Origin of the sequence: Streptomyces sp. PA03-3a (genome assembly GCF_033792735.1) — a bacterium.
Classification (GTDB): Bacteria; Actinomycetota; Actinomycetes; order Streptomycetales; family Streptomycetaceae; genus Actinacidiphila.
The window spans coordinates 1-24,809 of the sequence record NZ_JARAVM010000024.1 but is presented as its reverse complement, the minus strand read 5'-3'; the positions used below and the strand labels follow the sequence as shown (position 1 = coordinate 24,809).

The window sequence follows — 24,809 nt, the reverse complement described above, 5'->3', positions numbered from 1 at the left end:
CGTTGTTCACCGACCTCCCCGAGGCCGAACTGCGGGACCACCGCAGCACCCAGACCGTGCCCGCCGACTTCGACGACTTCTGGCGGACGACGCTCGCCGAGTCGCGCGCCGCCGGGACGGCCGCGGTCGCCGTCACCCCCGCGCCCGGACCCCGGCTGAGCACGGTGGCCGTCTTCGACGTCACCTTCCCCGGCTTCGGCGGCGAGCCCGTACGGGCCTGGCTGCGGCTGCCGCACGGCGCCGAGGGACCGCTGCCCGCGGTCGTCCAGTACGTCGGCTACGGCGGCGGCAGGGGCCACGCCCTGGACAACCTGCTGTGGGCGTCCGCGGGCTTCGCCCACTTCCAGATGGACACCCGGGGCCAGGGCTCGGGCTGGAGCCGCGGCGACACCCCCGACTCCGGCACCACGGGCCCGCAGGCCCCCGGCATGATGACCCGCGGCATCGACGACCCCCGCACCTACTACTACCGCCGCCTGTTCACGGACGCCGTCCGCGCCGTGGACGCGGTCCGTACGCTGCCCTCGGTCGACGCCGGCCGGATCGCGGTCCTCGGCGCGAGCCAGGGCGGCGGCACCGCGCTCGCCGTGGCGGCCCTCGCCCCCGAGGTGCACGCCCTGGTGGCGCACGTCCCGTTCCTGTGCGACTTCCCCCGGGCCGCGGTCATCACGGACGCCGACCCGTACCGCGAGATCGGCCGCTACCTCGCCGTCCACCGCGGCAACGCCGAGCGGGCCATGCGCACCCTGTCCTACTTCGACGGCGTCAACTTCGCCGCCCGCGCCAAGGTGCCGGCCCGCTTCTCCGCGGCACTGATGGACGAGATCACGCCGCCCTCGACGGTCTTCGCCGCGTACAACGCGTACGCGGGGCCCAAAGAGATGGCCGTGTGGCCCTGGAACGGCCACGAGGGCGGCGCGATCGACGACGACACGGAGGCACTGGCCTTCCTGCGCGCGCGGTTCTGACGCCCCGCCCGGCAGACCTGTTGCCGGGTACCGGACCCCCGGCTACGGTCGCCCCCATGTCCCTGGGCATGTACCGCCACATCCTCATCCGGCCCGTCCTGACCTGGGGGGGCCGTGGCCGTGGGGGCGCGGATGCCGGTGGCCATGGCACCGCTCGCGCTGGTGTTCCTGGTGCGGGAGCGGCCCGGTGGCTACACGTTCGGCGCGCTGCTCGCCGCCGCCTATGTGATCGGGGAGATCGCCGGGGCGCCACTGCTCGGCATACGGCTCGAAGCCGAGCGGGCACGGCCGCAGTTGGCGCTGGGGCTCGCGGCGGGAGCGGTGGGCTTCGCCGGCCTCGGGGTCCTGCCCGGCGCCCACCCCGCCGTACTGGCCGGGTTCGCGTTCCTGGCGGGGGCGGCTCCCGCCGCCGCCCCCGGTGGCATGCGGCAACTGCTCACCTCGATCGTGCCGGAGCGGGCCGTGACGCAGGCGCTCAGCGCCGAGTCGGTGCTGACGTTCGCGATCTGGGCGGTGAGCCCGGCCGCGGTGACGGGGCTCGCGCTGGGCGTGGCCCCGTACATCCCGCTGCTGCTCGCCGCCGTCCTCATGGCGGCCTCGGTGGCCGGTCTGTGGGCGCTGCCCGCCGGATGGCAGACCGACCGCCGGGACCGCGGCGGTGAGTCGATGCTGCGGATCACGATCCGGGCCTGGCCGGTCTACGTCACGGGCGCCGCGTCCTTGTCGCTGCTCGCCCTCGCCGAACTGATCCTGCCGGCGCTCCTGGAGCACCGGGGGATGGCACTCGGTCTCGCCGGGCCGCTGCTCGCCGGGTTCGTGGCCGGGTCGGGGGTCGGGTCCTTCCTGTACGGGCTGCGCGCCGCCTGGCCGGGGCGGTTGCCCGTGCAGTCGCTGGTGCTCCTGCTCGCGGTGTCGGCGTGCGTGGCGCTCGTCGCCGTGCTGCCGTCGGCGCCCTGGATGGGCGCGATCCTGCTGGTCGCCGGTATCCTGCAGGCGGGGGCGATGCTGACCCGGAACCTGCAACTGCGGCAGGTCCTGCCCGCCAGCGCGCTCGCAGCCGGCTACTCGGTGATGTACGCCGCCGTGGGCGCGGGCTACGCCGCGGCGGGCAGCCTCTCCGGTGCGTTGCTCAAGGTGACCGGGCCGGACGTCGCGATCCTGGCCGGGGTCGGCCTGACCCTTGTGCTCACCGTCGTCGCGGCGGCCGGGGAGCGTTCGACGCGCCGGCGTACCACCCGGGCCGGCCCGGGCTTCGGTATCGCGGCGGAGGGCGTGCCGGTGAGCGATCGCGGTGACGCCCGGCCCAGCCCGTAGTCGGCCGCGAACGGGGGGGCGTGCCGGCGGGCATCGCGTCCACAACCTCCCCCGACAGAACGGCTCGGCCGCGGCTAGGCCTTTGGTTCCGGCAGCGGCTCGCCGGTCTCCAGCAGCGTCTTCAGGCCCGACACCAGGGCGGGCCAGCCCTGGGAGACCATGCCCAGCACCGCGCTGCCCGGGTCGTGGGCCTCGTGGACGACGGTCAGCCTGACCGTCTCCCCGAGCGGTTCGATCTCGAACGTCACCTGGGAGCGGCGGTCCGCGGCCAGCCGGGCGCGCAACTCCTCGTCCACCCCGGCGTTGGCGGCCCACTCCGGGGTGAAGGTGTGCCAGGTGTACGAGAGCCGGCGGGGCGGCTCGGACTCCAGCACGACCTGGGCGGGATCGGCGGTACGGGCGCCGGCCTCCTCCCAGACCATGGCCGAGCCGGCCGCCCAGTCCGTCTCGAAGGCGACGCCCCAGTAGCGGCGCGTGAACGCCGGGTCGGTGAGGGCCTGCCAGAGGCGCTCGGGTGTGGTGCGGATGTACGTCGTGTAGACGAATGCGGACTCGCTCATGGGTGCCTGCTCCAATGCTCTCTGCAGGTCGGCGAGCGCCTGCGCGCGCCCGCGGTCGTACCGGTCGATCCATCGCTCGGCGACGGCGTTGATCGGGGCGGCGTTGAGGTAGTGCAGCTTCTCCCGGCCCCGCCGGACCGTGGTGACCAACTGGGCCTTCTCCAGCACGGACAGGTGCTTGCTGACCGACTGCCGGGCCATGTCCAGCTCGGCGCACAGCTCGCGCAGGGTCTGGCCGTTGCGCGCGTTGAGGCTGTCCAGCAGCCGTCTGCGGCCGGCGTCGGCCAGTGCCCTGAAGACCTCGTCCATCCCGATTCCCCGTCGCGGCGAACATGCAGCCGTGTGGCTGCCTGTCGAACATAGGCAGCCACACGGCTGCATGTCAATCCGGGTGGCCGGGGAGGGGCGCGGGGCGGGTGTCCGGCGCCGCTATCCGGCCCGCAGATCCCGTACGCGGCGGATCTTGCCGACGGAGCGCTCGACGGTGTCGGGTTCGACGACCGTCACCTCGACGCTCACGCCCACGCCGTCCTTGACGCCGGCGGCGACGGAGCGCGCCGCCTCCTCGCGCAGTGCGGCCCCGGCGTCCGGGCGCGCCTCGACGACGACCTCCATGTGGTCCATCCGGCCGCGCTTGGTGAGCCGGATCTGGAAGTGCGGGGCCACGCCGGGTGTGCGCAGCACGATCTCCTCGATCTGACTGGGGAAGACGTTCACCCCGCGCAGGATGATCATGTCGTCGGAGCGGCCGGTGATCTTCTGGATGCGGCGGAAGGCGGGGCGGGCGGTGCCGGGCAGCAGCCGGGTCAGGTCGCGCGTGCGGTAACGGATAATGGGCAGCGCCTCCTTGGTGAGGGAGGTGAAGACGAGCTCGCCCTCCTCGCCCTCCGGCAGAGGTTCGCCCGTGATCGGGTCGACGACCTCGGGGTAGAAGTGGTCCTCCCACACGTGCAGGCCGTCCTTGGTCTCCACGCACTCCTGGGCGACGCCCGGGCCGATCACCTCGGACAGGCCGTAGATGTCGACCGCGTGGATGTCCATGCGCTCCTCGATCTCCCGGCGCATCTCCTCCGTCCACGGCTCCGCGCCGAAGATGCCGACCCGCAGCGAGGTGCCGCGCGGGTCGACGCCCTGGCGCTCGAACTCGTCCAGCAGGGTGAGCATGTAGGACGGGGTGACCATGATGATCTCGGGCCTGAAGTCCTGGATGATCTGCACCTGGCGGGCCGTCATGCCGCCCGAGGCGGGGATCACCGTGCACCCGGCGCGCTCGGCGCCGTAGTGCGCGCCCAGACCACCGGTGAACAGGCCGTATCCGTAGGAGATGTGCACCTTGTGGCCGGGACGGCCGCCGGCGGCGCGTATGGAGCGGGCCACCACGTCGGACCACATGGACAGGTCGTTCTCGGTGTATCCCACCACGGTGGGCAGGCCGGTCGTGCCGCTGGAGGCGTGGACGCGGCGCACCTGGTCCATGGGGACGGCGAACATGCCGAAGGGGTAGTTGTCGCGCAGGTCGGCCTTGGTGGTGAAGGGGAAGCGGGCCAGGTCGTCCAGGCTCGCGCAGTCCTCGGGGCGCAGCCCGGCCTCGTCGAACTTCTTCCGGTACGCCTCGACGTTGTCGTACGCGTGGCGCAGCGTCGCCCGGAGCCGGGTCGACTGCAGCTCCCGCAGCTGCGCGGGGCTCAGCTTCTCGGCGGGGTCCAGCAGGCCCTGGGGGAGCGGCTCGCCCAGGCGCGTCCCCGCGGTCGCCCGGTTCGCCGGCTCGCTGCTCATCCGTTCTCCTTCGCGCGTCCGATGCTGCGGCTGCGCCCGCGGAACTCGGCGACCACCTGGTCGCCCCGCAGGACGCTCACGTCGTAGATGCCGCTGCGGCCGAAGCGGGTGCGCTCCTGCGCGGTGGCCACCAGTTCGTCCCCCTCGTGGACGGGGGCGACGAAGCTGATGTCGGCGCCGGCGGCGACCGTCACCGGGCCGTGGCTGTTGCAGGCGCAGGCGAAGGCGGTGTCGGCGAAGAGGAAGAGGTAGCCGCCGTGGGCGATTCCGTGCCCGTTGACCATCGCGGGCGTGACGGTCATGCGCAGCACGGCCGTTCCGTCGCCGGTCTCCAGCAGCTCGATGCCGAGGCTCTGCGACGCCTTGTCCGCTGCGAACATGCTCTCCGCCGGGCCCTGTGTCGCGTCCATGGCACCCCTCACGATCGTCACCACCCTTGTGAACCGACCGAACATTCGGTTAGCGTGCGGCACGCCCAAGGTAATCCAGCATCCGAACTGCCTGTCAAGAGGTGGAACGCATGTCCCAGCACCTCCTCGCGCGACCCGCTGACGAGGTCTTCCTGATCGACGGCGCGCGCACCCCGCAGGGCCGCTACGGCGGCGCACTCGCGTCCGTGCGCCCCGACGACCTGGCCGCCCTGGTGGTCGGCGAGGCCGTCGGCCGTGCCGGGATCCCGGCCGAGTCCGTGGACGAGGTGATCCTCGGCGCCGCCAACCAGGCAGGCGAGGACAACCGCGACGTCGCCCGGATGGCCGCGCTGCTGGCCGGTCTGCCGCACACCGTGCCCGGCTACACCGTCAACCGGCTCTGCGCCTCCGGTCTCACCGCCGTCGCCTCGGCGGCGCAGGCGATCCGCTCCGGCGAGGCCGACCTGGTCGTCGCCGGCGGTGTGGAGTCGATGACCCGCGCCCCGTGGGTGATGGCCAAGCCCGGCACCCCGTGGGCCAAGCCCGGCGAGGTGCACGACACCTCCCTGGGCTGGCGCTTCACCAACCCGCGCTTCACCCCCAAGGACACCCTGTCCATGGGGGAGACCGCGGAGGAGGTCGCCGCCCTGGACGGGATCACCCGCGCCGACTCGGACGCCTTCGCGCTGCGCAGCCACCAGCGGGCCGTCGCGGCCCAGGAGGCCGGTCGCTTCGACCGCGAGATCGTGCCGGTCGCCGTCAAGGGCGGCGAGGTCACCCGCGACGAGGGGCCGCGCCCCTCGACCACCCTGGAGAAGCTAGGGTCGCTGCGCACCATCTTCCGCGAGGACGGCATCGTGACCGCCGGCTCCTCCTCGCCGCTCTCGGACGGTGCCGCCGCCCTCGTGGTCGCCGGCCGCGCCGCGGTCGAGCGGTACGGGCTCGCCCCCCGCGCCCGGATCGTCACCACCGCCACCGCCGGTGTCGAGCCCCACCTCATGGGCCTCGGACCCGTCCCGGCGACGGAGAAAGCCCTCGCGCGCGCCGGATGGCAGATCGGCGACCTGGACGCCGTCGAGCTCAACGAGGCCTTCGCCGCCCAGGCGCTCGCGGTCGTCCGCCGCCTCAAGCTGGACGAGGAGCGGGTCAACGCCGACGGCGGCGCGATCGCGCTCGGCCACCCGCTGGGCTGCTCCGGCGCCCGCATCCTGCTCACCCTCCTCGGCCGTCTGGAGCGCGAGGGCGGCCGCCGTGGCCTGGCCACCCTTTGCGTGGGGGTCGGCCAGGGCGTGGCGATGCTGGTGGAGCGGGTGTGAGAGCGGAGGCTTCGGCGGAGGGCGGGCCACCGTCGTCCACAGGGCTTGCCGGGTGCGGCAAAGTTCGTCAGACTGTAACCGAACGAATGGTCGGTAGGGGAAGCTGGTATCGATGACCACACCGAACGCCACCGTGCCGGCGGAGGGCGCGCAGACGCCGCTCCAAGAGCACTTCGACGCCACGATCGCGCGGGACCAGCGCATCGAGCCGCGGGACTGGATGCCCGAGGGCTACCGCAGGACGCTGGTCCGGCAGATCGCGCAGCACGCGCACTCGGAGATCATCGGCATGCAGCCCGAGGGCGAGTGGATCACCCGCGCCCCCTCACTGCGCCGCAAGGCCATCCTGTTCGCGAAGGTCCAGGACGAGGCCGGCCACGGTCTGTACCTCTACTCGGCCGCCGAGACCCTGGGCGTCGACCGCGCGGACCTCACGCAGCGCCTGATCGAAGGCCGCCAGAAGTACTCCTCGATCTTCAACTACCCGACCCTCAGCTTCGCCGACGTCGGCGTCATCGGCTGGTTCGTCGACGGCGCCGCCATCTGCAACCAGGTGCCGCTGTGCCGCTCCTCCTACGGGCCGTACGCCCGCGCCATGGTGCGCATCTGCAAGGAGGAGTCCTTCCACCAGCGCCAGGGCTACGAGCTGCTGATGACGATGATGCGCGGCACCGAGGCCCAGCGGGAGATGGTGCAGGACGCGGTGGACCGCTGGTGGTGGCCGTCGCTGATGATGTTCGGCCCGCCCGACGGGGACTCGCCCAACTCGGCCGCCTCGATGGCCTGGAAGATCAAGCGCCACAGCAACGACGAGCTGCGCCAGCGGTTCGTCGACATGACCGTCCCGCAGGCCGACAAGCTCGGCGTGACTCTGCCCGACCCGGAGCTGCGCTGGAACGCGGAGCGCGGCCGGCACGACTTCGGCACCCCCGACTGGTCCGAGCTGCAGCGCGTCATCAGCGGCGACGGACCGTGCAACAGCGAGCGGATGGAACGCCGCCGCTCCGCACACGAGGAAGGCGCCTGGGTGCGCGAGGCCGCGACCGCCCACGCCGCCAAGCAGGCGGCCCGGGCAGAGGAAGGAGCCGTGGCATGAGCACCACCGGCGACAGCACGACCCGGGCCGAGTGGCCCCTGTACGAGGTGTTCGTCCGAGGCAAGCGCGGCCTGAACCACGTCCACGTCGGCTCCCTGCACGCCGCCGACGACCGCATGGCGCTGACCCACGCCCGCGACCTGTACACCCGGCGCAACGAGGGCGTGAGCATCTGGGTGGTGCGCTCGGAGCACATCACCGCGTCCACGAGGGACGAGAAGGACCCCTTCTTCATGCCCAGTGCCGACAAGGTCTACCGGCACCCCACCTTCTACGACATCCCCGAAGACGTCCCCCACATCTAGGAGCAGGGCATGAGCGACGAGCACGTCTACCTGTCCCTGGCCGAGGGGCACGACGACAGCGACGCCCGCTGGGCGTTCGGCACCGGCTTCGAGGACCCGCTGCACGGCGTCGACACCGCCGTGCCCGAGGGCGTGGACGCCACGGAACTGGCCGCCCGCTGCCTGGCGCTCGGCGACGACGCCCTGGTCGCCGCCCAGCGCCTGGCCGAGTGGTGCACCCGCGCCCCGGAACTCGAGGAGGAGGTCGCCCTCGCCAACATCGGGCTCGACCTGCTCGGCCAGGCCCGCCTGCTCTACTCCCGCGCCGGCCAGGTGGACGGCACCGGCCGCGACGAGGACGCCTACGCCTACCTCCGGGACCCCGCCGACTTCCGCAACGTCCGCCTCGCCGAACTGCCCTGCGGGGACTTCGCGTTCTCCATGGCCCGGCTGCTGGTCACCTCCTGCTGGCGGCTCGCCGTCTTCGAGCGGCTCGCCCGCACCGCGCAGGACCCGGTGCTCGCCGCCATCGCCGCCAAGGGCGTCAACGAGCTGACCTACCACCGGCAGTACGCCGCCGAGTGGACGGTACGGCTCGGCGACGGCACCGAGGAGTCGCACCGCCGCATGCGGGCCGGTCTGGAGCAGGCCGCCCCCTACCTGGAGGAGCTCTTCACGGCCGCCGCGACGTGCGGCGCCGACCCGGCCGGGGTCCGGCACGAGGTGACCGCCGCGCTGCGCCAGGTCACCGAGGCCGCCGGGCTGCCGCCGGTCGAGGCCGATCCCCTGCCCGGACACGGCCGCGAGGGCGACCGCACCGAGCACCTCGCCCCGCTGCTCGCGGAGCTGCAGGGCGTCGCCCGCGCACACCCCGGAGCGGTCTGGTGAGCGCCGTGAGCGTGCTCCCCGACGCGCACCGGGCGGCCCGCGTGGCCGCCGAGGTGCCGGACCCAGAGCTGCCCATGCTGACCCTGGCCGACCTCGGCGTGCTGCGCGACGTAGAGGTCGCCCCGGACGGCACCGTCGTCGCCGCCCTCACCCCCACGTACTCGGGCTGCCCCGCCATGGCGGAGATGCGCGCCGACGTGGCCGCCCGGCTGCGCGCCGCCGGCTTCCCGCGGGTCGAGATCCGCACCGTCCTGGACCCGCCGTGGACGACCGACTGGATCACCCCCGAGGGCCGCCGCAAGCTCGCCGAGCACGGCATCGCACCACCCGGCCCCGCGCCCCGGCGCGCCGCCGGGCCGGTGCCGCTGGTGCTCACCACCACCCGGTGCGCGGTCGCCTGCCCCCGCTGCGGTTCGGCGGACACCGAGGAGACCTCGCGCTTCGCCGCCACCTCCTGCAAGGCCCTGTGGCGCTGCCGTGCCTGCCTGGAGCCGTTCGAGTACGTCAAGGAGATCTGATGGCCCCGACCACCCCCGCCCCGCAGGCGCCGGCCCCGCGCGTCCGCCGCCGCCCGGCCTTCCACGCCCTGCGGGTCGCCGCGGTCGAGACGCTCTGCGAGGACGCGGCCGCCGTCAGCTTCGACATACCGCGGGAACTGGCCGAGGAGTTCGCCTTCGCTCCGGGGCAGTCCCTCACGCTGCGCCGCGAGGTCGACGGCCGCGACGAGCGACGCTCGTACTCCATCTGCTCCCCCTCCGGCGCCACCCCCCGCATCGGGGTGCGCGTGGTGCCCGGCGGGCTGTTCTCGGCCTGGCTGGTGCACGAGGTGCGCCCGGGCGACACCGTCGAGGTCATGGGGCCCACCGGCGCCTTCACCCCCGACCTCACCGTGCCCGGGCACCATGTGCTCATCGCGGCGGGCTCCGGGATCACCCCGATGCTCTCCATCGCCGAGTCCGTCCTCGCCGCCGACATCGGCTCCGAGGTCACGCTCTTCTACGGCAACCGGCGCACGGACACGGTCATGTTCGCCGACGAACTCGCCGAGCTGAAGGACCTGTACCCCGCCCGGTTCCAGCTCGCCCACGTGCTCTCACGGGAACCGCGCGAGGCCGACGTGCTCTCCGGCCGGCTGGACGCCGGACGGCTCGCCGCGCTCGTCGAGGGCCTCGTCGACGTCCCGAACGCCGACCACTGGTGGCTGTGCGGCCCGCACGGCATGGTCGTCGACGCCCAGCAGGTCCTCGCCGGGCTCGGCGTGCCCGACGACCGGGTGCACCAGGAGCTGTTCTACGCCGACGACGAACCCGTCATCCCGCTCCGCCACGAGGACGCCGTGACCGAGGGCCCGGTCAGCCAGGTCACCGTCGTCCTCGACGGCCGCACCACCACGGCCGCGCTTCCGCGTGACCGCAGCGTTCTCGACAGCGCCCAGCGCACCCGCCCCGATCTGCCCTTCGCCTGCAAGGGCGGCGTCTGCGGCACCTGCCGGGCACTCGTCACCGACGGCAAGGCGGAGATGCGCCGCAACTTCGCCCTCGAGGCGTCCGAGGTCGACGCGGGCTATGTGCTGACCTGCCAGAGCTATCCGGTCTCCGAGAAGCTGACGGTCGACTACGACAGCTGACGCCTCGACGAGGCTTCGGCGTCGCCTCGACGACGTCTCACTGACGGCTCGTCACTGCCTCCGACTCCCGGGAATCGGTTGGTAGGGTCGGCCCCGGGGGTGGGAGGTGGCGACGTGCTGAGTGAGGTCGGCGAGGTCTGCGACGCCGGACCGTTCGTGCACCCCGCGCTGTTCTACCGTGACGCGGGGGACTACACGGCCGGCACGGTGCCTTTCCTGCTGGAGGGGATGGACGCGGGGGAACCGGTCGCCGTCGCGGTGCCCCCGCCCCGCCTCGCCCAGCTGCGCGCCGCGTTGGGCCCGCGCGGCACCGAGGTGCGGTGGATCGACATGGAGCGGGCCGGGCGCAATCCCGGCCGCATCATCCCCGGTGTGCTGCGGGCCTTCGCCGACACCCGCCCGGCGGGCCGGGTGCGCATCATCGGGGAGCCCGTCTGGCCCGGGCGGAGCGCCCTCGAGTACCCGGCGTGCGCCCAGCACGAAGCACTGATCAACATGGCGTTCGCCGGACGTCCCGTCACGATCCTGTGCCCCTACGACGCCGCCCGGCTGGACTCCGCGGTCCTGGCGGAGGCCCGCGCCACCCATCCCGTGGTGCTCGACGGTGGCCGTGAGCACCGCAGCGCCCACTACGCCCCGCGCCGGGTGATCGCCGCGCACAACCGGCTGCCGCAACGCCCCTCCGGCGCGCTCGCCTTCGGCTTCGCGGAGCCGCAACTCGCCGAGGCCCGGCACACGGCGACGGCCGAGGCGCGCCGCCTGGGGCTGGAGGGCGACCGGCTCGCCGAGTTCTCCGTCGCCGTCGGCGAACTGATCACGAACAGCGTGCTGCACGGTGGTGGTTCGGGCGCGGTCCACCTCTGGGCGGAGGGCGGCCACGTGGTGTGCGAGGTGCACGACCGCGGACGGCTGACCGACCCGCTCGCCGGGCGCCACCCGGCGTCCCGGGACCTGCCCCACGGCAGGGGCCTGCTGATGGTCAACCGCATCGCCGACCTGGTCCGCCAGCGCGCCACCGGCGACGGCACGACGATCCGCTTCTACCTGCGCTTCTGACCGGCCGCGACCGGCAGGCGTCGCCACGACCGGCCGGGCCCGCCACCGCACGCCCGTGGGACCGTCGGGGCGCGCTGCGCCCCGACGGTCCCACGGGCACCCCACAAACGGTGTGCGGACGGGCCGGCGTCAGTGGTCGAGGGTGTCCTTGCCCTTCTCCACTACTTGCTTGGCATCCCCCTTGGCCTGGTCGGCCTTGCCCTTCAGCCGCAAGCTCTCATCGCCGGTCAGCTTGCCCGTGGCCTCCTCGGCTTTGCCCTTCATCTTCTGACCGGTGTTCTTGACCTTCTTCTCGGCACCCATGGGGTTCTCCTTCCGGGGGTCGATCGGCGCTCCCTTCCGCCTGCCCGTAAGGTCCCTGATGAAACCATTTGCTCGGATTCTGCAGGTGGCGGCCCAGCAGGGCGCCCCCGAACACCACGAAGCCCACCCCGATCAGCCAGCACTGCACGATCAGCACCGTGCCGACGGCCCCGTACGAGACGGCGTTGGTCACGATCAGTGGGGCGAACACGAACGAGGAGAACACCCGCAGCCCGATGAGGCCCGCCATGGTCGCGATCGCCCCGGGCACCAGCGCCGCCCACGGCACCTGTCCGGCCAGCAGGAAGTACTGGCCCCACCAGAAGAAGAGGAAGCCCAGCGCGACGCCCGTGCCGCCGCGGAGCACCGTATCCGGCCACCCCCCGCCCAGCACGGCGCCGCTCTGCGCCTCCGCGAACAGGTACGCCGTCAGCGCCGCCAGCCACACCGCCCGCCGCCACACGTGGTGCCACGGGGTGGGTGGCACCTGCCAGATCCGGGTGTACCCGACCTCGACGCACGCCGCGAAGGAGAGCCCGAACAGCGCCAGCGCCAGCAGGCTCAGACCGCTCGTACTGCTGATCACCTTGCGCGGGGCGGCGAAGAGCTCCTTCACGGCCTGTGCGGGTTCGGCCGACAACCCCATGCCGTCCACGACCCACTGCGCGAAGCCGTATCCGTGGAAGGGCACCGCCGCGGCGACCACGATCAGCAGCGGGACCAGCGTCACCAAGCCGAGCGCCGCGAATCCCATCGAGCGCTGCAGAAGCTCCAGCTCGCCGCCCTCGTGCCACATGCGGCCCGCCCGTGAGGCCCGCCAGGACCGGTAAGGATGCTGGAGCCACCGGGCCGCCCCACCTGCCATCGCGGCGGCCTCAGCGCACGGTGGCGCCGGCCGCCGCGCGGCGTGCCGTCCCCACGGTCCCCAGGGGTGCTGAGCCCATCGCTCGACCTCCTTGCTCAGGCCTGCTCGGCGGGCTGGACGCCGCTGCGACGCGCTGCCCGAGCCTCCTGAGGTGCACTTTCCCCGTACGATCCGGACGAACCGGACGGCAGGGAGAGCCCCGGTGCGGTGCGCAGCGAGGCGCGCCCGGCACGCCACGCGCCCAGCAGGTGCTCCTCCAGGCGCCCGTCCAGCAGTGCCGTGGCGCGGATCCCCAGCACGACGTCGGCGGTGAGGCCCGGTTCACGGGCCGGCAGGTCCCCGATCACGTCGCGGCGCATCAGCTGCTCGTGCACCGCGTCGGCCTCTATGTGCTCGTCGTAGAAGTGCCTGCAGGCGGCACCGCCGCCGAGCCGGTCGATGGCCTCCACCGTCCGGCGGGTGGCGACAGGGCGGTTCCCGGCGGGCCCCCGGGCAGGGCGCCGAGCACGGTCCGGGAGAGGGGGCCGCGCGCCGCGGGCGGCGCGGGCTCGGCGGTCAGGGGAGCGGTCGAGAGGGCGCGGACGGCGTCCATCGGGTCCTCCGTCGGTCTGGTGCGGGGCCGCCCGCCGCCGCGCTCCGGGCACGCCCGCCCGGGCGGAGGTCATCCGCCCGGGGCGACGCGACCGCGCCAGGCGCCCGTCTCGCTGCCCCGCTCCTCGATGAAGTGCTTGAACCGCCGCAGGTCGCCCCGCGCCCGCCGGTCGACGACGCCGAGGGCGTCGGCCGCCTTCTCCGCGAGCCCGGAGGTCTCCACCTCCATGGCGAGGTTGACCCGGGTGTGCGAGGCGTCCAGCTCCAGGAAGGTCACGACACCGCGCTGCCGTACGTCCCCGGTGACGGTGCGCCACGCGACCCGCTCGTCCGGAAGCTGGTCGACGATCTCCGTGTCGAACTCCCGGCGGGCACCGGCGATATTCGTCACCCAGTGGTTGTGCCGGTCGTCGACCTGGGTCACCTGTTCCACGCCCTCCATGAAGTTCGGGAACTCCTCGAACTGCGTCCACTGGTTGTACGCGGTGTGCAGCGGGACGCCGACGTCGACGGATTCGCTGATCGTGCCCATGGATGCTCTCCTTCCGAGGAATCCTCGGTGGGTCGGCTTCCCGGTGCGGATGTGCCTAATCGTCCCGATACGGTGCGTGCCCCCCGCCGCCCACCCGGCGCCGGATTCCCCCGGGGAGTGATTGTGCGATGCTCGCAGAGTGAGCCACGACGGCGTCGCCTCCGCGTCCGGTGGCCGGCCCGACGAGCGGTCCGCGGCCGACCAGCTGGCGCGTACCGTCGCCCGGCTCCGCGCCGAACTCGACGAGGAGCGGCTCGCCGCGCCCGCCCGGTCCGCGGCCGAACGGGCCAGGGGAGTCCTGATGGGACGGCTCGGGTTGGGCCCCGGCGCCGCGCAGGAGGAACTGGAGCGGCGCGCGAACCGGGCCGGACGCACCGTGCTGGAGGAGGCATGGGCGCTCCTCGGCGACATCCACACTCCCCGCGTCCCGCTCACCCCGCCGCCGCAGCAGCCGGAGCCGGCCGCCGACTCCGGCGTCCCCCCGCCCGCGCCCGGCGGCGAACCGCCCTCCGCCTTCACCTCGTCCAGGTACACCTCCCGGCACCACCGCCCGCCGCCGCGCCCGCAGGGGATCGACGGCGTCCGCACCGCCGCGGGCACCTCGGAGGAACTGACCTGGCTGCTCGTCGGGCAACTCGGGGAGACCGCGGACGTCGACGCCGTCCTGCTCTACACCAGCGCACCCGCGGGCGGGCTCGACCTCGTCGCCCACTCGGGCATCGACGCCGGCACCGCATTCGCCTGGGGGCACGTGCCGCCGCTGGCGGAGCTGGCACCCGTGGAGGCGGTCCGCCTGGGCCGCCCGGTGTGGCTCCGCGGCCTCGACAAGGACGGCGCCGACCGCGCCCTCCTCGGCGACCGCCCCGGCACATGGGCCTCCCGGGCCTGGCTGCCGCTGCGCCGCGGCGAGGACGTGGTGGGCGTGGCGGGATTCCTCCGCGAACGCCCCGACGACTTCGACGCCGCCGACCGCGCCGTGCTGACCGCCGCCGCGCGGGCCTGCGCCACGTGCCTGTCACCCGTCCCCGCCGTGACCTGGCCGGCGACCGTCCAGGCCGTCCTCGACACCCTGTACGAGGCCGCCGTCCTCCTCGTCCCCGTACGGGGCGCGGAGGGCGAGGTGACCGACTTCCGCATCGAGGCGGCCGCCCCGGCCTCGGTGGACGTGGCCGGGCGCACGGGTCGCGAACTGGTCGGACGGCGCGTCCTGGAGTGCTACCCGACGGTGGCCGGCACCCCGCTCTGGCACGGATACCTGCAGACCCTCGCGACCGGTGAGCCGTTCGAGAGCGACCTCTTCGAGTACCACGAGGTGGCCGCGGGCATACCGCGGACCTCCACCTACTCCGTGGCCGTGGCGCGCCTGGGCGATGCCCTCGTCGTCTCCTGGCTGCGGCACGACACGGCCGACAGCGAGGTCGAACGGCTGCGCCGCCTGCAGCACCTGGGCAACCTCGGCTGGGCCGACTGGGACCTGGTCGCGGACGACCTGAGCTGGTCGCCGCAGGTGTACACGGTCTTCGACCGGGACCCGGCACTCGGGCCGATGCCGCTCGACGAGCTGCCGCAGCACCTCTTCCCCGAGGACGTCCCCGCCGTGGGCGCCGCGGTGCACGCGCTGCTCGAACGGGGCGAACCGGTCGACGCGCCCTTCCGCATCCGCACCGCCCACGGCACCCGCCACCTGCGCATGGTCGCCGAGGCCGTCACCGACGCCGAGGGCACGCCCGTGGTGGTGCACGGCTTCTTCCAGGACCTGACCGCCCTGCGCCACGGCGAGATCGCCCTCGACGAGGCCCACCGCGCGTTCAGCACGCAGCAGCGGACACTGAACGCCGAGCACATCCTGGCGCGGCGGCTGCAGCGGGCGCTGCTGCCCGTCCCCGAGGAGCCGTTCCAGCTGGGCGGCGTCAGCTGCGACGTCTCGTACCTGCCGGCCGAGAGCACGATCCAGATCGGCGGCGACTGGTTCACCGCGGTCGCGCTCCCCGACGGCTCCGTGATGCTCGCGGTGGGCGACGTCGCCGGCCACGGCATCGAGGCCGTGGCCACGATGGCCGGGCTCCGCTACGGCGCCGAGGCCATGGCCCTGAGCGGCACGCCCCCGCACCGGCTGCTGGAGCGGCTCAACCAGGTGCTCATGAACACCGGTTCCGCGACCGCCACCATGGTCCTCGCCCAGTACCGGCCCGCCGAGGGCGTCCTCACCTGGGCGCAGGCCGGGCACCTTCCCGTGCTCCACCTGCACGGCGGACGCGCCGCGTACCTGGAGCGCCCGGAGGGGCGCATCCTCGGCGCCGGCCGCGACAGCGTCTACGGCCTGTGCGAGACCCCGCTGCCCCCCGGGGACCGGCTCTTCCTCTTCACCGACGGTCTCATCGAGCGCCGCGGCCAGGACCTCGACACCGGCCTCGCCGGACTCGCGCGCGTCGCCGAGCGCGTCGCCACGGAGGACTGCACCACGGTCGCCGCCGTCCTCACGCACGCCCTCGGCCCCGCCAACCCGCGGGACGACACCTGCCTCCTCTGCGTCCGCATCTGCCCCTGACCCCCGAGGTCCGGCACCCGGGGCCCCGGCCCCGACCGGTGCCGGGGCGGCCGGATACCGCCGACGACCGCGGACCCTGTAGGTTCTTGCGCTGTGGAGGAGCTGGACCGGCAGATCGTGGAACTTCTCGTGGCCGACGGGCGCATGAGCTACACCGACCTGGGCAAGGCCACCGGCCTGTCCACGTCCGCGGTGCACCAGCGCGTCCGGCGCCTGGAGCAGCGCGGGGTGATCCGCGGGTACGCGGCGATCGTGGACCCGGAGTCGGTGGGCCTGTCGCTGACGGCGTTCATCTCGGTGAAGCCCTTCGACCCGAGCGCCCCCGACGACATCGCCGACCGGCTCGCCGAGGTCCCCGAGATCGAGGCCTGCCACAGCGTCGCGGGCGAGGAGAACTACATCCTCAAGGTCCGGGTGGCGACCCCGATCGAGCTGGAGCACCTGCTCGCGAGGATCCGCACACTGGCCGGGGTCTCCACCCGCACCACGGTCGTCCTCTCCACGCCGTACGAGGCGCGACCACCACGCGTCTGAGGGGCCCCTCGGCCCCCGACCCACCGCACCATCCCGTCCCCCGCCCCCACCGGGGCCCGGGCGGGCCCACCATCACATCGCGAGGCGAAACCCAGTGCCGCACACCACGAACGAGCCGACCACCACCGTGCTGCTGCGCGGCGGCAACGTCTACAGCCCCGCCGACCCCTTCGCGACGGCCATGGTCGTCGACGGCGGCACGGTCGCCTGGGTCGGCTCCGAGGGCGCCGCGGATTCCTACGCGGCGGGCGCGGACGAGGTGATCGACCTCGACGGGGCGCTGGTCACCCCCGCCTTCACCGACGCCCATGTGCACACCACCGCCACCGGCCTGGCGCTGACCGGCCTCGACCTGGCCCCGTCCCGGGACCTGGCCGACGCCCTCGCCCGGGTCGCCGCCTTCGCGCACGCCCACCCCGCCCACCGCGTGCTGCTCGGTCACGGCTGGGACGAGAGCCGCTGGCCCGAGCAGCGTCCGCCGACCCGCGCCGAGCTCGACGCGGCGACCGGCGGCCGCCCCCTGTACCTGACGCGCGCCGACGTCCACTCGGCCGTCGTCACCAGCGCCCTGCTCGCGCTGGTCCCCGGCGCCGAGGCCATGGCCGGCCACCACCCCGACGGGCCCCTGACCCGCGACGCCCACCACGCGGTCCGGCGCGCCGCCTACGCCGCCGTCACGCCCGAGCAGCGCGCCGCGGCCCAGCGTGCCGCGCTCGCCCACGCCGCCTCGCTCGGCATCGGCGCCGTCCACGAGTGCGCAGGGCCGGACATCTCCTCCGAGGACGACCTCACCGCGCTGCTGCGGCTCGCCGCCGCCGAGCCCGGGCCGCACGTGTTCGGCTACTGGGCCGAGGCCGTGACCGGCGCCGGGGACCTCGCGCGGATCCGCGACCTGGGCGCCGTCGGCGCCGGCGGCGACCTCTTCGTGGACGGCTCCATCGGCTCCCGTACGGCCTGCCTGCACGCCCCCTACACCGACGTGCCCGCCGCCGGCGGCACCGCCTACCTGGACGCGGCCGCGATCGCCGAACACGTGGCGCTGTGCACCGAGGCCGGGATGCAGGCGGGGTTCCACGCGATCGGCGACGCCGCCGTGGCGGCCGTCGCGCGGGGGGTGCGCGAGGCCGCCGCCCGGGTGGGCCTGGACCGGGTGCGCGCGCTGCGCCACCGCGTGGAGCACGCCGAGATGATGACCGAGGAGACCGTCGCCGCCTTCGCCGAGCTGGGCCTGGTCGCCTCCGTGCAGCCCGCCTTCGACGCCGCGTGGGGCGGCGAGGACGGCATGTACGCCCAGCGCCTCGGCGCCGAGCGGGCCCGCACCCTCAACCCGTTCGCCGCGATGACCCGGGCCGGTGTGCCCCTGGCCCTCGGCTCCGACAGCCCGGTCACCCCGCTCGACCCCTGGGGCACGCTGCGCGCCGCCGCGTTCCACCGGACCCTGGAGCACCGCATCTCCGTCCGCGGCGCGTTCAACGCCCACACCCGCGGCGGCTGGCGTGCCGTGGGCCGCGACGACGCGGGCGTCCTCGTGCCCGGCGCACCCGCGGACTACGTGGTGTGGCAGGCCGGTGACCTCGTGGTCCAGGCCCCCGACGAGCGGGTCGCCAACTGGTCGACCGACCCACGCTCCGGCACCCCCGGCCTGCCCGACCTCACCCCCGGGCTCCCGCTGCCGACGGCGCTGCGCACCGTGGTCGGCGGCCGTACCGTCTTCGCACGGCCGAACGAGTGACGGGTCAACGGCCGATGCCCCCGAACGGTTCTCCGTCGGGATGGCATGGAACTTTCCCCGGCCTTGCGTTGACCTGCTGATTCGGTCAATCCACGCAGGTCAAGCCGCTGTTGACAGGCGGCGGTCGGGGGCGAGTAGGTTCGGCCGGGTCCACCACCGGACGTCCGACCGGATCTCCGTGCGCCGACGGCCGCAGCTGGGCCACCGGGCGTCGCGCCGTACGGCGCGCGCCACCGGAGCCAGGTCCAGCACTCGCGGCACGGAACGCGGTCCGCCTCGCCGAGAGGCTCCGCCCGGTCGGCAGGTGTGACCCGGGAGGGGCCCGGACGCCCAGTAGACAACGGCCTTGTCGCCGATCCGCAGCCAGCGGGTCCCAGGTCGGCCCGAAGGGCGTTCCGGGCCCCGAGCAGATCACGCCCCTCCCCGCCCGCCGTTGCTGCCCCGCAGGCCCTGAACCGCCCGGCCTGTGTGGCGGGGGTGCCGCCGCAAGGGCGCCGGCCGCCGGCAGGGACTGACCGACGGCGTCCGGCGCCGGCCGGGACGCCGCCAGGGGCGGTCCGTGCCCGCGTTCGGCGCAGTGCCCCGCGCCGGCCGTTCCGTGCCGAGCGCCCGCGCGGGAGGCTTTGCCCGCCCGGGGTCCGCGGACAGGGCCGTTGGAGGTACGGTCACTCTCACACAGTGACCACCTGCAGGAAGGCCGCGTACCTTGCGACCGCGCTCCGACGCCGCACCGGCCCCCGCCGCGCCGCCGGCGACGTCCGTAGAACCGCCGCCGCCCGCCCCGGCACCCGGGCGCACGGCCCGCACGGCCCGCATGGCCCACGCCGTGCGGGCGAACGCGCGGCGGTCGGCGCTCGCCGCACTGTGCGGCCTGGCCCTGGCGGCCGCGTTCCCGCCGTACGGGGTGTGGCCGCTGTCGGTCGTGGCCGTGGCGGGTCTCGCGCTGCTGACCCGGGGCCGCAGCGCCCGTCAGGGCGCGTGGCTGGGCTTCGCCTTCGGACTGCCGTTCTTCGTATGGCTCCTGATGTGGCTGCGGGTGATCGGCTGGGACGCGGTCGTGGGCCTGTCCGTCATCGAGGCCGCCTTCGTCGCCGTGCTGGGCGCCGGCCTGGCGGTCACCTCACGGCTGCGTGCCTGGCCGCTGTGGGGCGCCTGCCTGTGGGTGGCGGAGGAACTCGCCAGGGACCGGCTGCCGTTCGGCGGCTTCCCCTGGGGCAGGCTGGCCTTCGCGAACACCAGCACCCCCTTCACCCCGCTCGCCGCGCTCGGCGGCGCGCCGCTGGTGACCTTCGCCGTCGCACTGTGCGGCTCGCTGCTGGCCGCGGCCGCCGTCGCCGTGTGGCGGCTGCGCAAGGGCCCGGTCGTCTTCGGCCCGCGGCGCTTCGTGCCCGCCACGACGGCCTCGGTGCTCGCTGTCGCCGCCTTCGCCGCGGGGTACGCGGTGCCGGTGCCCACCGAGGCCGACGACACCGTCCGGGTGGCCATCGTGCAGGGCAACGTCCAGCAGCCGGGGATGCACTTCCTCGGCCGGCCGCTGAAGATCCTCACCAACCACGTCGAGGCGACCCTGAAGCTCGCCGAGGACGTCAAGGCGGGCCGCGTGCCCAAGCCCGATCTGGTGATCTGGCCCGAGAACTCCTCCGACATGGACCCGTTCGCCGAGCCCCAGGCCTACGCCCTGATCACCGAGGCGGTCCGGGCCGTCGGCGTCCCCGTCCTCGTCGGCGCCCTGGTCGACGGACCGGACGCGGACCACGTCCAGAACGAGGGCATCGTCTGGGACCCGGAGAGCGGCCCCGGCGACCACTACACCAAGCAGCACCCGGTGCCCTTCGGCGAGTACGTGCCCTTCCGCGAGCAGCTCACCAAGGTCATCAAGCGGCTCGACCAGGTCCCGCGCGACTTCTACCCCGGCAAGGGCAGCGGGGTCCTGCAGATCGGCCCGGCGAAGCTCGGCGACGTCATCTGCTTCGAGGTGGCGTACGACGGGATCGTCCACGACACCGTCACCGCGGGCGCCCGCGCCCTGGTCATCCAGACCAACAACGCCACCTACGGCCGCACCGGCCAGCCCGAGCAGCAGCTGGCGATGTCGCGGCTGCGCGCGGTCGAGCACGGCCGCGCCGTGGTGACGGCGGCGACCAGCGGCATCACCGCCGTGGTCGCCCCCGACGGGCGGATCGAGCAGCAGACCGAGGAGTTCACGCAAGCCGTGCTCAGCGCGCAGCTGCCCCTCCGCGACGATCTGACCGTCGCCGACCGCGTCGGCTCCGCTCCCGAATGGACCCTCGCTATGGTGGGCCTCCTGTCCTGGGCCGCGGCGATCGTGCTGGGCAGGCGAGGACGTACCGAGACGGAGGAGCAGCAGTGAGCGATGGCGGTGGGGTCACCCGTGGCGCAGCCCAGGGGAGGGCTTTCGGGCCGCTCGGCTCGGTTCTCGTGATCATCCCGACGTACAACGAGGCCGACAACGTCAAGCCGATCGTCGCCCGGGTCCGCGCGGCCGTGCCCGAGGCGCACGTCCTCGTCGCGGACGACAACAGCCCCGACGGCACCGGCAAGCTCGCCGACGAACTGGCCGCGGCCGACGACCACGTCCACGTGCTGCACCGCAAGGGCAAGGAGGGGCTGGGCGCCGCCTACCTGGCGGGCTTCCGCTGGGGCATCGAGCACGACTACGGCGTGCTCGTGGAGATGGACGCCGACGGCTCGCACCAGCCCGAGGAGCTGCCGCGTCTGCTGACCGCGCTCAAGGGCGCCGACGTGGTGCTGGGCTCCCGGTGGATCCCGGGCGGGCGCGTGGTCAACTGGCCCAAGTCCCGGGAGTTCCTGTCGCGCGGCGGCAGCACGTACTCGCGGCTGCTGCTCGACGTGCCGCTGCGCGACGTCACCGGAGGCTACCGGGCGTTCCGCAAGGAGACGCTCCTGGGCCTGGGGATGGAGGAGGTGGCCTCCCAGGGCTACTGCTTCCAGGTCGACCTCGCCTGGCGCGCGGTGAAGTCCGGCTTCCACGTCGTCGAGGTCCCGATCACCTTTGTGGAGCGGGAGCGCGGCGACAGCAAGATGAGCCGGGAGATCGTCGCCGAGGCTCTGTGGCGGGTCACCGCCTGGGGCGTCGGCTCCCGTGTGAGGCGGCTGACGTCCGAACGGCGCCGCGGCTGACCGGCCCTCCGGGCTCCGGCGGGGAACAGGCACAATGGTGCGTATGACGATCAGTTCCCCGCCGCCGGCCGGTCCGCGGCAACCGGGTGGCGACGCGCGTCCGCGACGGCGTTCGCGCGCCGGCAGGTGGATACCGCTGGGTGTGGCCGCCTACGCGCTGCTGGAGATCTGGCTCCTCATCCTCGTGGCCGGGGCCGCCGGCGGACTCACCGTCCTCCTGCTGCTCGTGGTGGGCTTCGTCGGCGGGACGCTGGCCGTGCGGCATGCCGGGCGCAGCGCCTGGCGGGCGCTGAACGAGGCCATGCGCTCCGGCGGACCCGAGCGGGACGAGCGGGACCGCGAGAGGCGGGACGGGACGGGGGCCGGGAACGGCCGCAGCGGCGCGGCGCCGATCATGATCGGTGGCCTGCTGCTGATGGTGCCCGGGTTGGTCTCGGACCTTGCGGGGCTGCTCTTCCTCTTCCCGCCGACCCGTTCGCTGCTGACGCGTGCGGGCGCGCGCGCCCTGGACCGCCGGGCCGCCGCGGCCCGCGAGCGGGAACCGGGCTCGGGCTCGCTGGGCGGCCTCTTCGCCCAGGCGCGTGCCGCCGAGGAGCAGATGCGCATCCACCGTCCCGACGGCAAGGTCATCCAGGGCGAGGTCGTCGACCGCGGCCCGGAGCGGAACGACGAAAACCCCGGGCCGCGGCACTGAAGCCACGCTCGCCCGGGGCGCACGTCTGCCGGGCCCGCCCCTCACGGGCCCATTCCTTCTGTCAGGCGGTCTTGCGGTGGTCCCGCGGATGCACCGCGATGTTCATGGCGCCGGAGCGAAGGACGGCCAGCCGCTCGGCCAGCACCTCCTCCAGCTCCTCGAGCGTGCGCCGCTCCATGAGCATGTCCCAGTGCGTACGCGCGGGCTTGCTCGTCTTCTCCTCCGGGCCCTCTCCATCGACCAGGAGCGCGATCTGGCCGCAGGCGCGGCACTCCCACTCCGGCGGAATCTCGGCCTCCACCGAGAACGGCATCTCGAATCGATGTCCGTTCCGGCATGCGTACTCAACGGTCTGGCGCGGTGCCAGATCGATGCCGCGGTCGGTCTCGTAGCTCGTCGCCCCGAGTCGCGTGCCGCGGAGAGCTCGCTCACTCATGAATCGTGCCTCCCGGGCTGTGTCGCCCACAGGACAGGTGTCGCTGTCGTCGTCATCCGGTCAACGTCCGGTCGGCGGTGAAGATTCCCGTTGCCGGGAGGTGCGTCGCCCGTCGTGCCGCCCCTTTTTGTACCCATCGACGCCCGTTTTGTCACATCTAGCGAGAGATATCACCCTGCGTTCTGGTATCTTTAGCGCGCAGTAACGGTCCGTCCGACGGCCAACGGCGTACACTACCGCGCCGCACCCATCCGTACTAAATCGTCTCGGGGACCGGATTGCCCGCGGCCTCCACGGCCCGCCGCATCGGCACCCTCGCCAGCAGCACGAACCCGATGACGAAGAACGCCACCAGGGACACGATCGCGTCCCGGTAGCTCCCGGTCAGCTGGTACGTCAGACCGAACAGCAGCGGGCCCAGCCAGCTGGTGCCCCGGTCGCTGATCTCGTACACCGAGTAGTACTCGGCCTCCTTGCCGCGCGGGATGAGGTGTGAGAAGAGCGAGCGCGACAGTGCCTGGCTGCCGCCCAGGACCATCCCGATGGCCGCCGCCAGACAGTAGAACGCCACCGGCTCGCCGGCCGGCAGGAAGAAGCCGGCCCCGATCGTCAGCGTCCACGCCACCAGCGAGCCCAGCACGGTGCGGCGCGCGCCGTACCGCGCCGCGAGCCGGCCCAGCAGCAGGGCGCCGAAGACGGCCAGCACCTGTACCAGGAGGATCGCGCCGATCAGTGCCGTCTCGTCCAGCTCCAGCTCCTCGGAGCCGTAGAGCGAGGCCTGTGAGATCACGGTCTGGATGCCGTCGTTGTAGACGAGGTAGGCCAGCAGGAACGCCAGGGTGAGCGGGTGGCGGCGCATGTCCCGCAAGGTGGAGGCGAGTTGGCGCCAGCCCTGGCGCAGTGAACCCGCGCCCTTGGCGGCCTGTCCGCCGGACCGCCCGCCCGGCGCGGTGTCGCGCAGCCGCAGCAGCGGGACGAGCGTGAAGACCGCCCACCACAGGCCCGCCGAGGCGAGGCAGATCCGCACCGCCATGCCCTTGGAGAGGCCGACCGCGTCGTGCCCGAGGAACAGCGCCAGATTGGCGACGAGCATCAACGCGCCGGCCGCGTAACCGAACGCCCAGCCCCGCGAGGAGACCGCGTCCCGCTCCTGCGGTTCGGCGATCTCCGGCAGGAAGGCGTTGTAGAGGACCATGGCCGAGGCGAACGCCACGTTGGCGACGATCAGGAGTCCGCCGCCGAGGAGGTAGCGGTCCCCGGTCACGAAGAACATCGCCGTCGTCGCCGCCGCGCCGATGTACGCGAACGCCCCGAGCAGCGCCTTCTTTCGGCCCGTCCGGTCGGCGACCGCCCCGGCGAGCGGCATCACCAGGACCGACAGCAGCACGGAGGCGGAGACCACGTACGCGAAGTACGCACCGGCGCGGACCGGTATCCCGAGCGGGTGGACGTAACCGTCCGGGTCCGCGGCCGCCTCCGCGACGTCGGTGAGGTACGGCCCCAGGAAGACCGTGATCACACTGGTGGAGAAGACCGAGTTGGCCCAGTCGTAGAAGTACCAGCCGCGCTGTGCGCGCCGCCGCTCGTGCGCCGGGGCGGCGTCACCGTCGTGCACCGCCGTGTCCTGCGCCTCACCCGTGGTCACCCGTGGTTCCTGCCGATCCGTGTCGTGCGCCGTGCCGATGTGATCGGTCATGATGCCATCCACGGCCGGGGTGGGGGAGGGGGATCATCCGCCGGATTCCCGCGTTCATTTGGCGGACGCCTCCCGTCCGCCCGCGCCGTGCACGGGACTGCCCCCGGGCGCCGCGCGGGCGCCCGGGGGCAGTGCGGTCAGCCTGTGCCACGGAGGTCCGCGACGATCAGGCGCGACCGCCGTTCACGCGCCGACGGCGCAGCATGTAGACACCGCCACCGGCACCGGCGAGCAGGAACGAGGCGCCGAGCAGGGTCTCCGGGGTGTTCATGCCGATGGAACCGCCGAAGCCGGTGTCGGGGCCGCCGCCGTTGCCGCCGCCGCCGCCGCCACCACCGCCCCCGCCGTTGCCGCCGCCCCCGCCGCCGCCGTTGCCGCCGCCGTAACCGCCGCCGCCGTGGCCGCCCTTGCAGCCCTTGTT

At 73.8% G+C, this 24,809-nt stretch carries 25 protein-coding genes; 15 read left to right on the top strand and 10 right to left on the bottom strand.

The genetic code is table 11. The features are described 5' to 3' along the window. The first annotated feature begins 2 nt into the window (after positions 1 to 2). Positions 3 to 968, top strand: a complete 966-nt coding sequence (locus PV342_RS26570; protein ID WP_500318869.1) for an acetylxylan esterase — start codon at positions 3 to 5, stop codon at positions 966 to 968. Between the two features lie 144 nt (positions 969 to 1,112). Next, entirely contained in the window at positions 1,113 to 2,282 is a 1,170-nt protein-coding gene (locus PV342_RS26565) for an MFS transporter (protein ID WP_500318867.1), read from the top strand. A 74-nt stretch (positions 2,283 to 2,356) separates the two neighbouring features. Here PV342_RS26565 and PV342_RS26560 read toward each other — a convergent pair whose 3' ends face one another. From PV342_RS26560 to paaI, 3 genes are all read right to left on the bottom strand, one after another. Further along, on the bottom strand, positions 2,357 to 3,151 hold the full coding sequence (locus tag PV342_RS26560; protein ID WP_500318865.1) for an ArsR/SmtB family transcription factor: 795 nt from the start codon (positions 3,149 to 3,151) through the stop codon (positions 2,357 to 2,359). Positions 3,152 to 3,271: 120 nt separating this feature from the next. Then, positions 3,272 to 4,618 carry a phenylacetate--CoA ligase PaaK gene (gene paaK, locus PV342_RS26555; protein WP_018562410.1) on the bottom strand — a complete coding sequence of 449 codons (1,347 nt, stop codon included), beginning with the start codon at positions 4,616 to 4,618 and terminating at the stop codon, positions 3,272 to 3,274. Next, positions 4,615 to 5,028 (bottom strand): hydroxyphenylacetyl-CoA thioesterase PaaI, encoded by a 414-nt coding sequence (gene paaI, locus PV342_RS26550; RefSeq protein ID WP_400798149.1) that lies wholly within the window; start codon positions 5,026 to 5,028, stop codon positions 4,615 to 4,617. The genes paaK and paaI overlap by 4 nt, the downstream gene beginning before the upstream one ends. 110 nt (positions 5,029 to 5,138) lie before the next feature. Here paaI and PV342_RS26545 point away from each other — a divergent pair, with 110 nt between their 5' ends. The 7 genes from PV342_RS26545 to PV342_RS26515 all read left to right on the top strand — a co-directional run bounded on the left by PV342_RS26545 (position 5,139) and on the right by PV342_RS26515 (position 11,295). Next, positions 5,139 to 6,344, top strand: coding sequence for a thiolase family protein (locus tag PV342_RS26545; RefSeq protein WP_500318863.1), 1,206 nt, complete (start codon positions 5,139 to 5,141; stop codon positions 6,342 to 6,344). A gap of 112 nt (positions 6,345 to 6,456) precedes the next feature. Next, positions 6,457 to 7,440, top strand: a complete 984-nt coding sequence (gene paaA, locus PV342_RS26540) for a 1,2-phenylacetyl-CoA epoxidase subunit PaaA (RefSeq protein ID WP_433428587.1) — start codon at positions 6,457 to 6,459, stop codon at positions 7,438 to 7,440. Further along, positions 7,437 to 7,745 (top strand): 1,2-phenylacetyl-CoA epoxidase subunit PaaB, encoded by a 309-nt coding sequence (gene paaB, locus PV342_RS26535; RefSeq protein ID WP_400798158.1) that lies wholly within the window; start codon positions 7,437 to 7,439, stop codon positions 7,743 to 7,745. Before paaA ends, paaB begins: the two co-directional genes overlap by 4 nt. A gap of 9 nt (positions 7,746 to 7,754) precedes the next feature. After that, entirely contained in the window at positions 7,755 to 8,612 is an 858-nt protein-coding gene (gene paaC, locus PV342_RS26530; RefSeq protein ID WP_500318860.1) for a 1,2-phenylacetyl-CoA epoxidase subunit PaaC, read from the top strand. Continuing rightward, complete coding sequence (gene paaD, locus PV342_RS26525; protein ID WP_386993052.1) at positions 8,609 to 9,130, top strand: 1,2-phenylacetyl-CoA epoxidase subunit PaaD; 522 nt, start codon at positions 8,609 to 8,611, stop codon at positions 9,128 to 9,130. Before paaC ends, paaD begins: the two co-directional genes overlap by 4 nt. Then, positions 9,130 to 10,239 (top strand): 1,2-phenylacetyl-CoA epoxidase subunit PaaE, encoded by a 1,110-nt coding sequence (paaE, locus tag PV342_RS26520; protein WP_400798165.1) that lies wholly within the window; start codon positions 9,130 to 9,132, stop codon positions 10,237 to 10,239. The genes paaD and paaE overlap by 1 nt, the downstream gene beginning before the upstream one ends. 114 nt (positions 10,240 to 10,353) lie before the next feature. Next, entirely contained in the window at positions 10,354 to 11,295 is a 942-nt protein-coding gene (locus PV342_RS26515; RefSeq protein WP_400798168.1) for an anti-sigma factor RsbA family regulatory protein, read from the top strand. A gap of 129 nt (positions 11,296 to 11,424) precedes the next feature. Here PV342_RS26515 and PV342_RS26510 read toward each other — a convergent pair whose 3' ends face one another. The 4 genes from PV342_RS26510 to PV342_RS26495 all read right to left on the bottom strand — a co-directional run bounded on the left by PV342_RS26510 (position 11,425) and on the right by PV342_RS26495 (position 13,586). Further along, positions 11,425 to 11,559 (bottom strand): CsbD family protein, encoded by a 135-nt coding sequence (locus tag PV342_RS26510; protein WP_234018705.1) that lies wholly within the window; start codon positions 11,557 to 11,559, stop codon positions 11,425 to 11,427. Then, complete coding sequence (locus tag PV342_RS26505; protein ID WP_018562419.1) at positions 11,513 to 12,394, bottom strand: YhjD/YihY/BrkB family envelope integrity protein; 882 nt, start codon at positions 12,392 to 12,394, stop codon at positions 11,513 to 11,515. The genes PV342_RS26510 and PV342_RS26505 overlap by 47 nt, the downstream gene beginning before the upstream one ends. A gap of 164 nt (positions 12,395 to 12,558) precedes the next feature. Then, complete coding sequence (locus PV342_RS26500; protein ID WP_400798171.1) at positions 12,559 to 13,128, bottom strand: iron-containing redox enzyme family protein; 570 nt, start codon at positions 13,126 to 13,128, stop codon at positions 12,559 to 12,561. After that, positions 13,125 to 13,586, bottom strand: coding sequence for an SRPBCC family protein (locus PV342_RS26495; RefSeq protein WP_400798174.1), 462 nt, complete (start codon positions 13,584 to 13,586; stop codon positions 13,125 to 13,127). Before PV342_RS26495 ends, PV342_RS26500 begins: the two co-directional genes overlap by 4 nt. 139 nt (positions 13,587 to 13,725) lie before the next feature. Between PV342_RS26495 and PV342_RS26490 the strand changes: the two genes are divergently transcribed. From PV342_RS26490 to fxsA, 6 genes are all read left to right on the top strand, one after another. After that, the gene (locus PV342_RS26490; protein ID WP_500318856.1) at positions 13,726 to 16,134 is read left to right on the top strand and encodes a SpoIIE family protein phosphatase; all 2,409 of its coding nucleotides are present in this window, start codon (positions 13,726 to 13,728) and stop codon (positions 16,132 to 16,134) included. Between the two features lie 93 nt (positions 16,135 to 16,227). Continuing rightward, positions 16,228 to 16,668: an Lrp/AsnC family transcriptional regulator gene (locus PV342_RS26485; protein ID WP_018562423.1), complete on the top strand. Its 441-nt coding sequence runs from the start codon at positions 16,228 to 16,230 to the stop codon at positions 16,666 to 16,668. Positions 16,669 to 16,849: 181 nt separating this feature from the next. Further along, a complete protein-coding gene (locus PV342_RS26480) occupies positions 16,850 to 18,400 on the top strand; it encodes an amidohydrolase (RefSeq protein ID WP_400798479.1) in 1,551 nt (516 codons plus the stop codon). A gap of 814 nt (positions 18,401 to 19,214) precedes the next feature. Then, positions 19,215 to 20,771: an apolipoprotein N-acyltransferase gene (lnt, locus tag PV342_RS26475; RefSeq protein WP_500318854.1), complete on the top strand. Its 1,557-nt coding sequence runs from the start codon at positions 19,215 to 19,217 to the stop codon at positions 20,769 to 20,771. Next, positions 20,768 to 21,562: a polyprenol monophosphomannose synthase gene (locus tag PV342_RS26470; RefSeq protein WP_500318852.1), complete on the top strand. Its 795-nt coding sequence runs from the start codon at positions 20,768 to 20,770 to the stop codon at positions 21,560 to 21,562. The genes lnt and PV342_RS26470 overlap by 4 nt, the downstream gene beginning before the upstream one ends. 43 nt (positions 21,563 to 21,605) lie before the next feature. After that, positions 21,606 to 22,256, top strand: coding sequence for an FxsA family membrane protein (gene fxsA / locus PV342_RS26465; RefSeq protein WP_500318850.1), 651 nt, complete (start codon positions 21,606 to 21,608; stop codon positions 22,254 to 22,256). A gap of 61 nt (positions 22,257 to 22,317) precedes the next feature. Here fxsA and PV342_RS26460 read toward each other — a convergent pair whose 3' ends face one another. From PV342_RS26460 to PV342_RS26450, 3 genes are all read right to left on the bottom strand, one after another. After that, positions 22,318 to 22,692, bottom strand: a complete 375-nt coding sequence (locus PV342_RS26460) for an RNA polymerase-binding protein RbpA (RefSeq protein ID WP_089223308.1) — start codon at positions 22,690 to 22,692, stop codon at positions 22,318 to 22,320. Positions 22,693 to 22,948: 256 nt separating this feature from the next. Further along, positions 22,949 to 24,388: an MFS transporter gene (locus tag PV342_RS26455; RefSeq protein ID WP_500318848.1), complete on the bottom strand. Its 1,440-nt coding sequence runs from the start codon at positions 24,386 to 24,388 to the stop codon at positions 22,949 to 22,951. Positions 24,389 to 24,554: 166 nt separating this feature from the next. Continuing rightward, positions 24,555 to 24,809, bottom strand: a 255-nt coding sequence (locus tag PV342_RS26450; protein ID WP_500318847.1) for a GVDTG sorting domain-containing protein, incomplete at its 5' end; no start/stop codon positions are given.

Bases quoted from the DNA above. Each gene is read 5' to 3' on its own strand.
- PV342_RS26500 (WP_400798171.1), bottom strand. From the start codon at position 13,128: ATGACCTCCGCCCGGGCGGGCGTGCCCGGAGCGCGGCGGCGGGCGGCC.
- paaC (WP_500318860.1), top strand. From the start codon at position 7,755: ATGAGCGACGAGCACGTCTACCTGTCCCTGGCCGAGGGGCACGACGAC.
- PV342_RS26565 (WP_500318867.1), top strand. From the start codon at position 1,113: ATGGCACCGCTCGCGCTGGTGTTCCTGGTGCGGGAGCGGCCCGGTGGC.
- paaB (WP_400798158.1), top strand. From the start codon at position 7,437: ATGAGCACCACCGGCGACAGCACGACCCGGGCCGAGTGGCCCCTGTAC.
- paaA (WP_433428587.1), top strand. From the start codon at position 6,457: ATGACCACACCGAACGCCACCGTGCCGGCGGAGGGCGCGCAGACGCCG.
- paaE (WP_400798165.1), top strand. From the start codon at position 9,130: ATGGCCCCGACCACCCCCGCCCCGCAGGCGCCGGCCCCGCGCGTCCGC.
- PV342_RS26545 (WP_500318863.1), top strand. From the start codon at position 5,139: ATGTCCCAGCACCTCCTCGCGCGACCCGCTGACGAGGTCTTCCTGATC.
- PV342_RS26510 (WP_234018705.1), bottom strand. From the start codon at position 11,559: ATGAAGGGCAAAGCCGAGGAGGCCACGGGCAAGCTGACCGGCGATGAG.
- PV342_RS26460 (WP_089223308.1), bottom strand. From the start codon at position 22,692: ATGAGTGAGCGAGCTCTCCGCGGCACGCGACTCGGGGCGACGAGCTAC.
- paaK (WP_018562410.1), bottom strand. From the start codon at position 4,618: ATGAGCAGCGAGCCGGCGAACCGGGCGACCGCGGGGACGCGCCTGGGC.
- fxsA (WP_500318850.1), top strand. From the start codon at position 21,606: ATGACGATCAGTTCCCCGCCGCCGGCCGGTCCGCGGCAACCGGGTGGC.
- PV342_RS26480 (WP_400798479.1), top strand. From the start codon at position 16,850: ATGGTCGTCGACGGCGGCACGGTCGCCTGGGTCGGCTCCGAGGGCGCC.
- paaI (WP_400798149.1), bottom strand. From the start codon at position 5,028: ATGGACGCGACACAGGGCCCGGCGGAGAGCATGTTCGCAGCGGACAAG.
- PV342_RS26455 (WP_500318848.1), bottom strand. From the start codon at position 24,388: ATGACCGATCACATCGGCACGGCGCACGACACGGATCGGCAGGAACCA.
- lnt (WP_500318854.1), top strand. From the start codon at position 19,215: ATGGCCCACGCCGTGCGGGCGAACGCGCGGCGGTCGGCGCTCGCCGCA.
- PV342_RS26495 (WP_400798174.1), bottom strand. From the start codon at position 13,586: ATGGGCACGATCAGCGAATCCGTCGACGTCGGCGTCCCGCTGCACACC.
- PV342_RS26560 (WP_500318865.1), bottom strand. From the start codon at position 3,151: ATGGACGAGGTCTTCAGGGCACTGGCCGACGCCGGCCGCAGACGGCTG.
- PV342_RS26505 (WP_018562419.1), bottom strand. From the start codon at position 12,394: ATGTGGCACGAGGGCGGCGAGCTGGAGCTTCTGCAGCGCTCGATGGGA.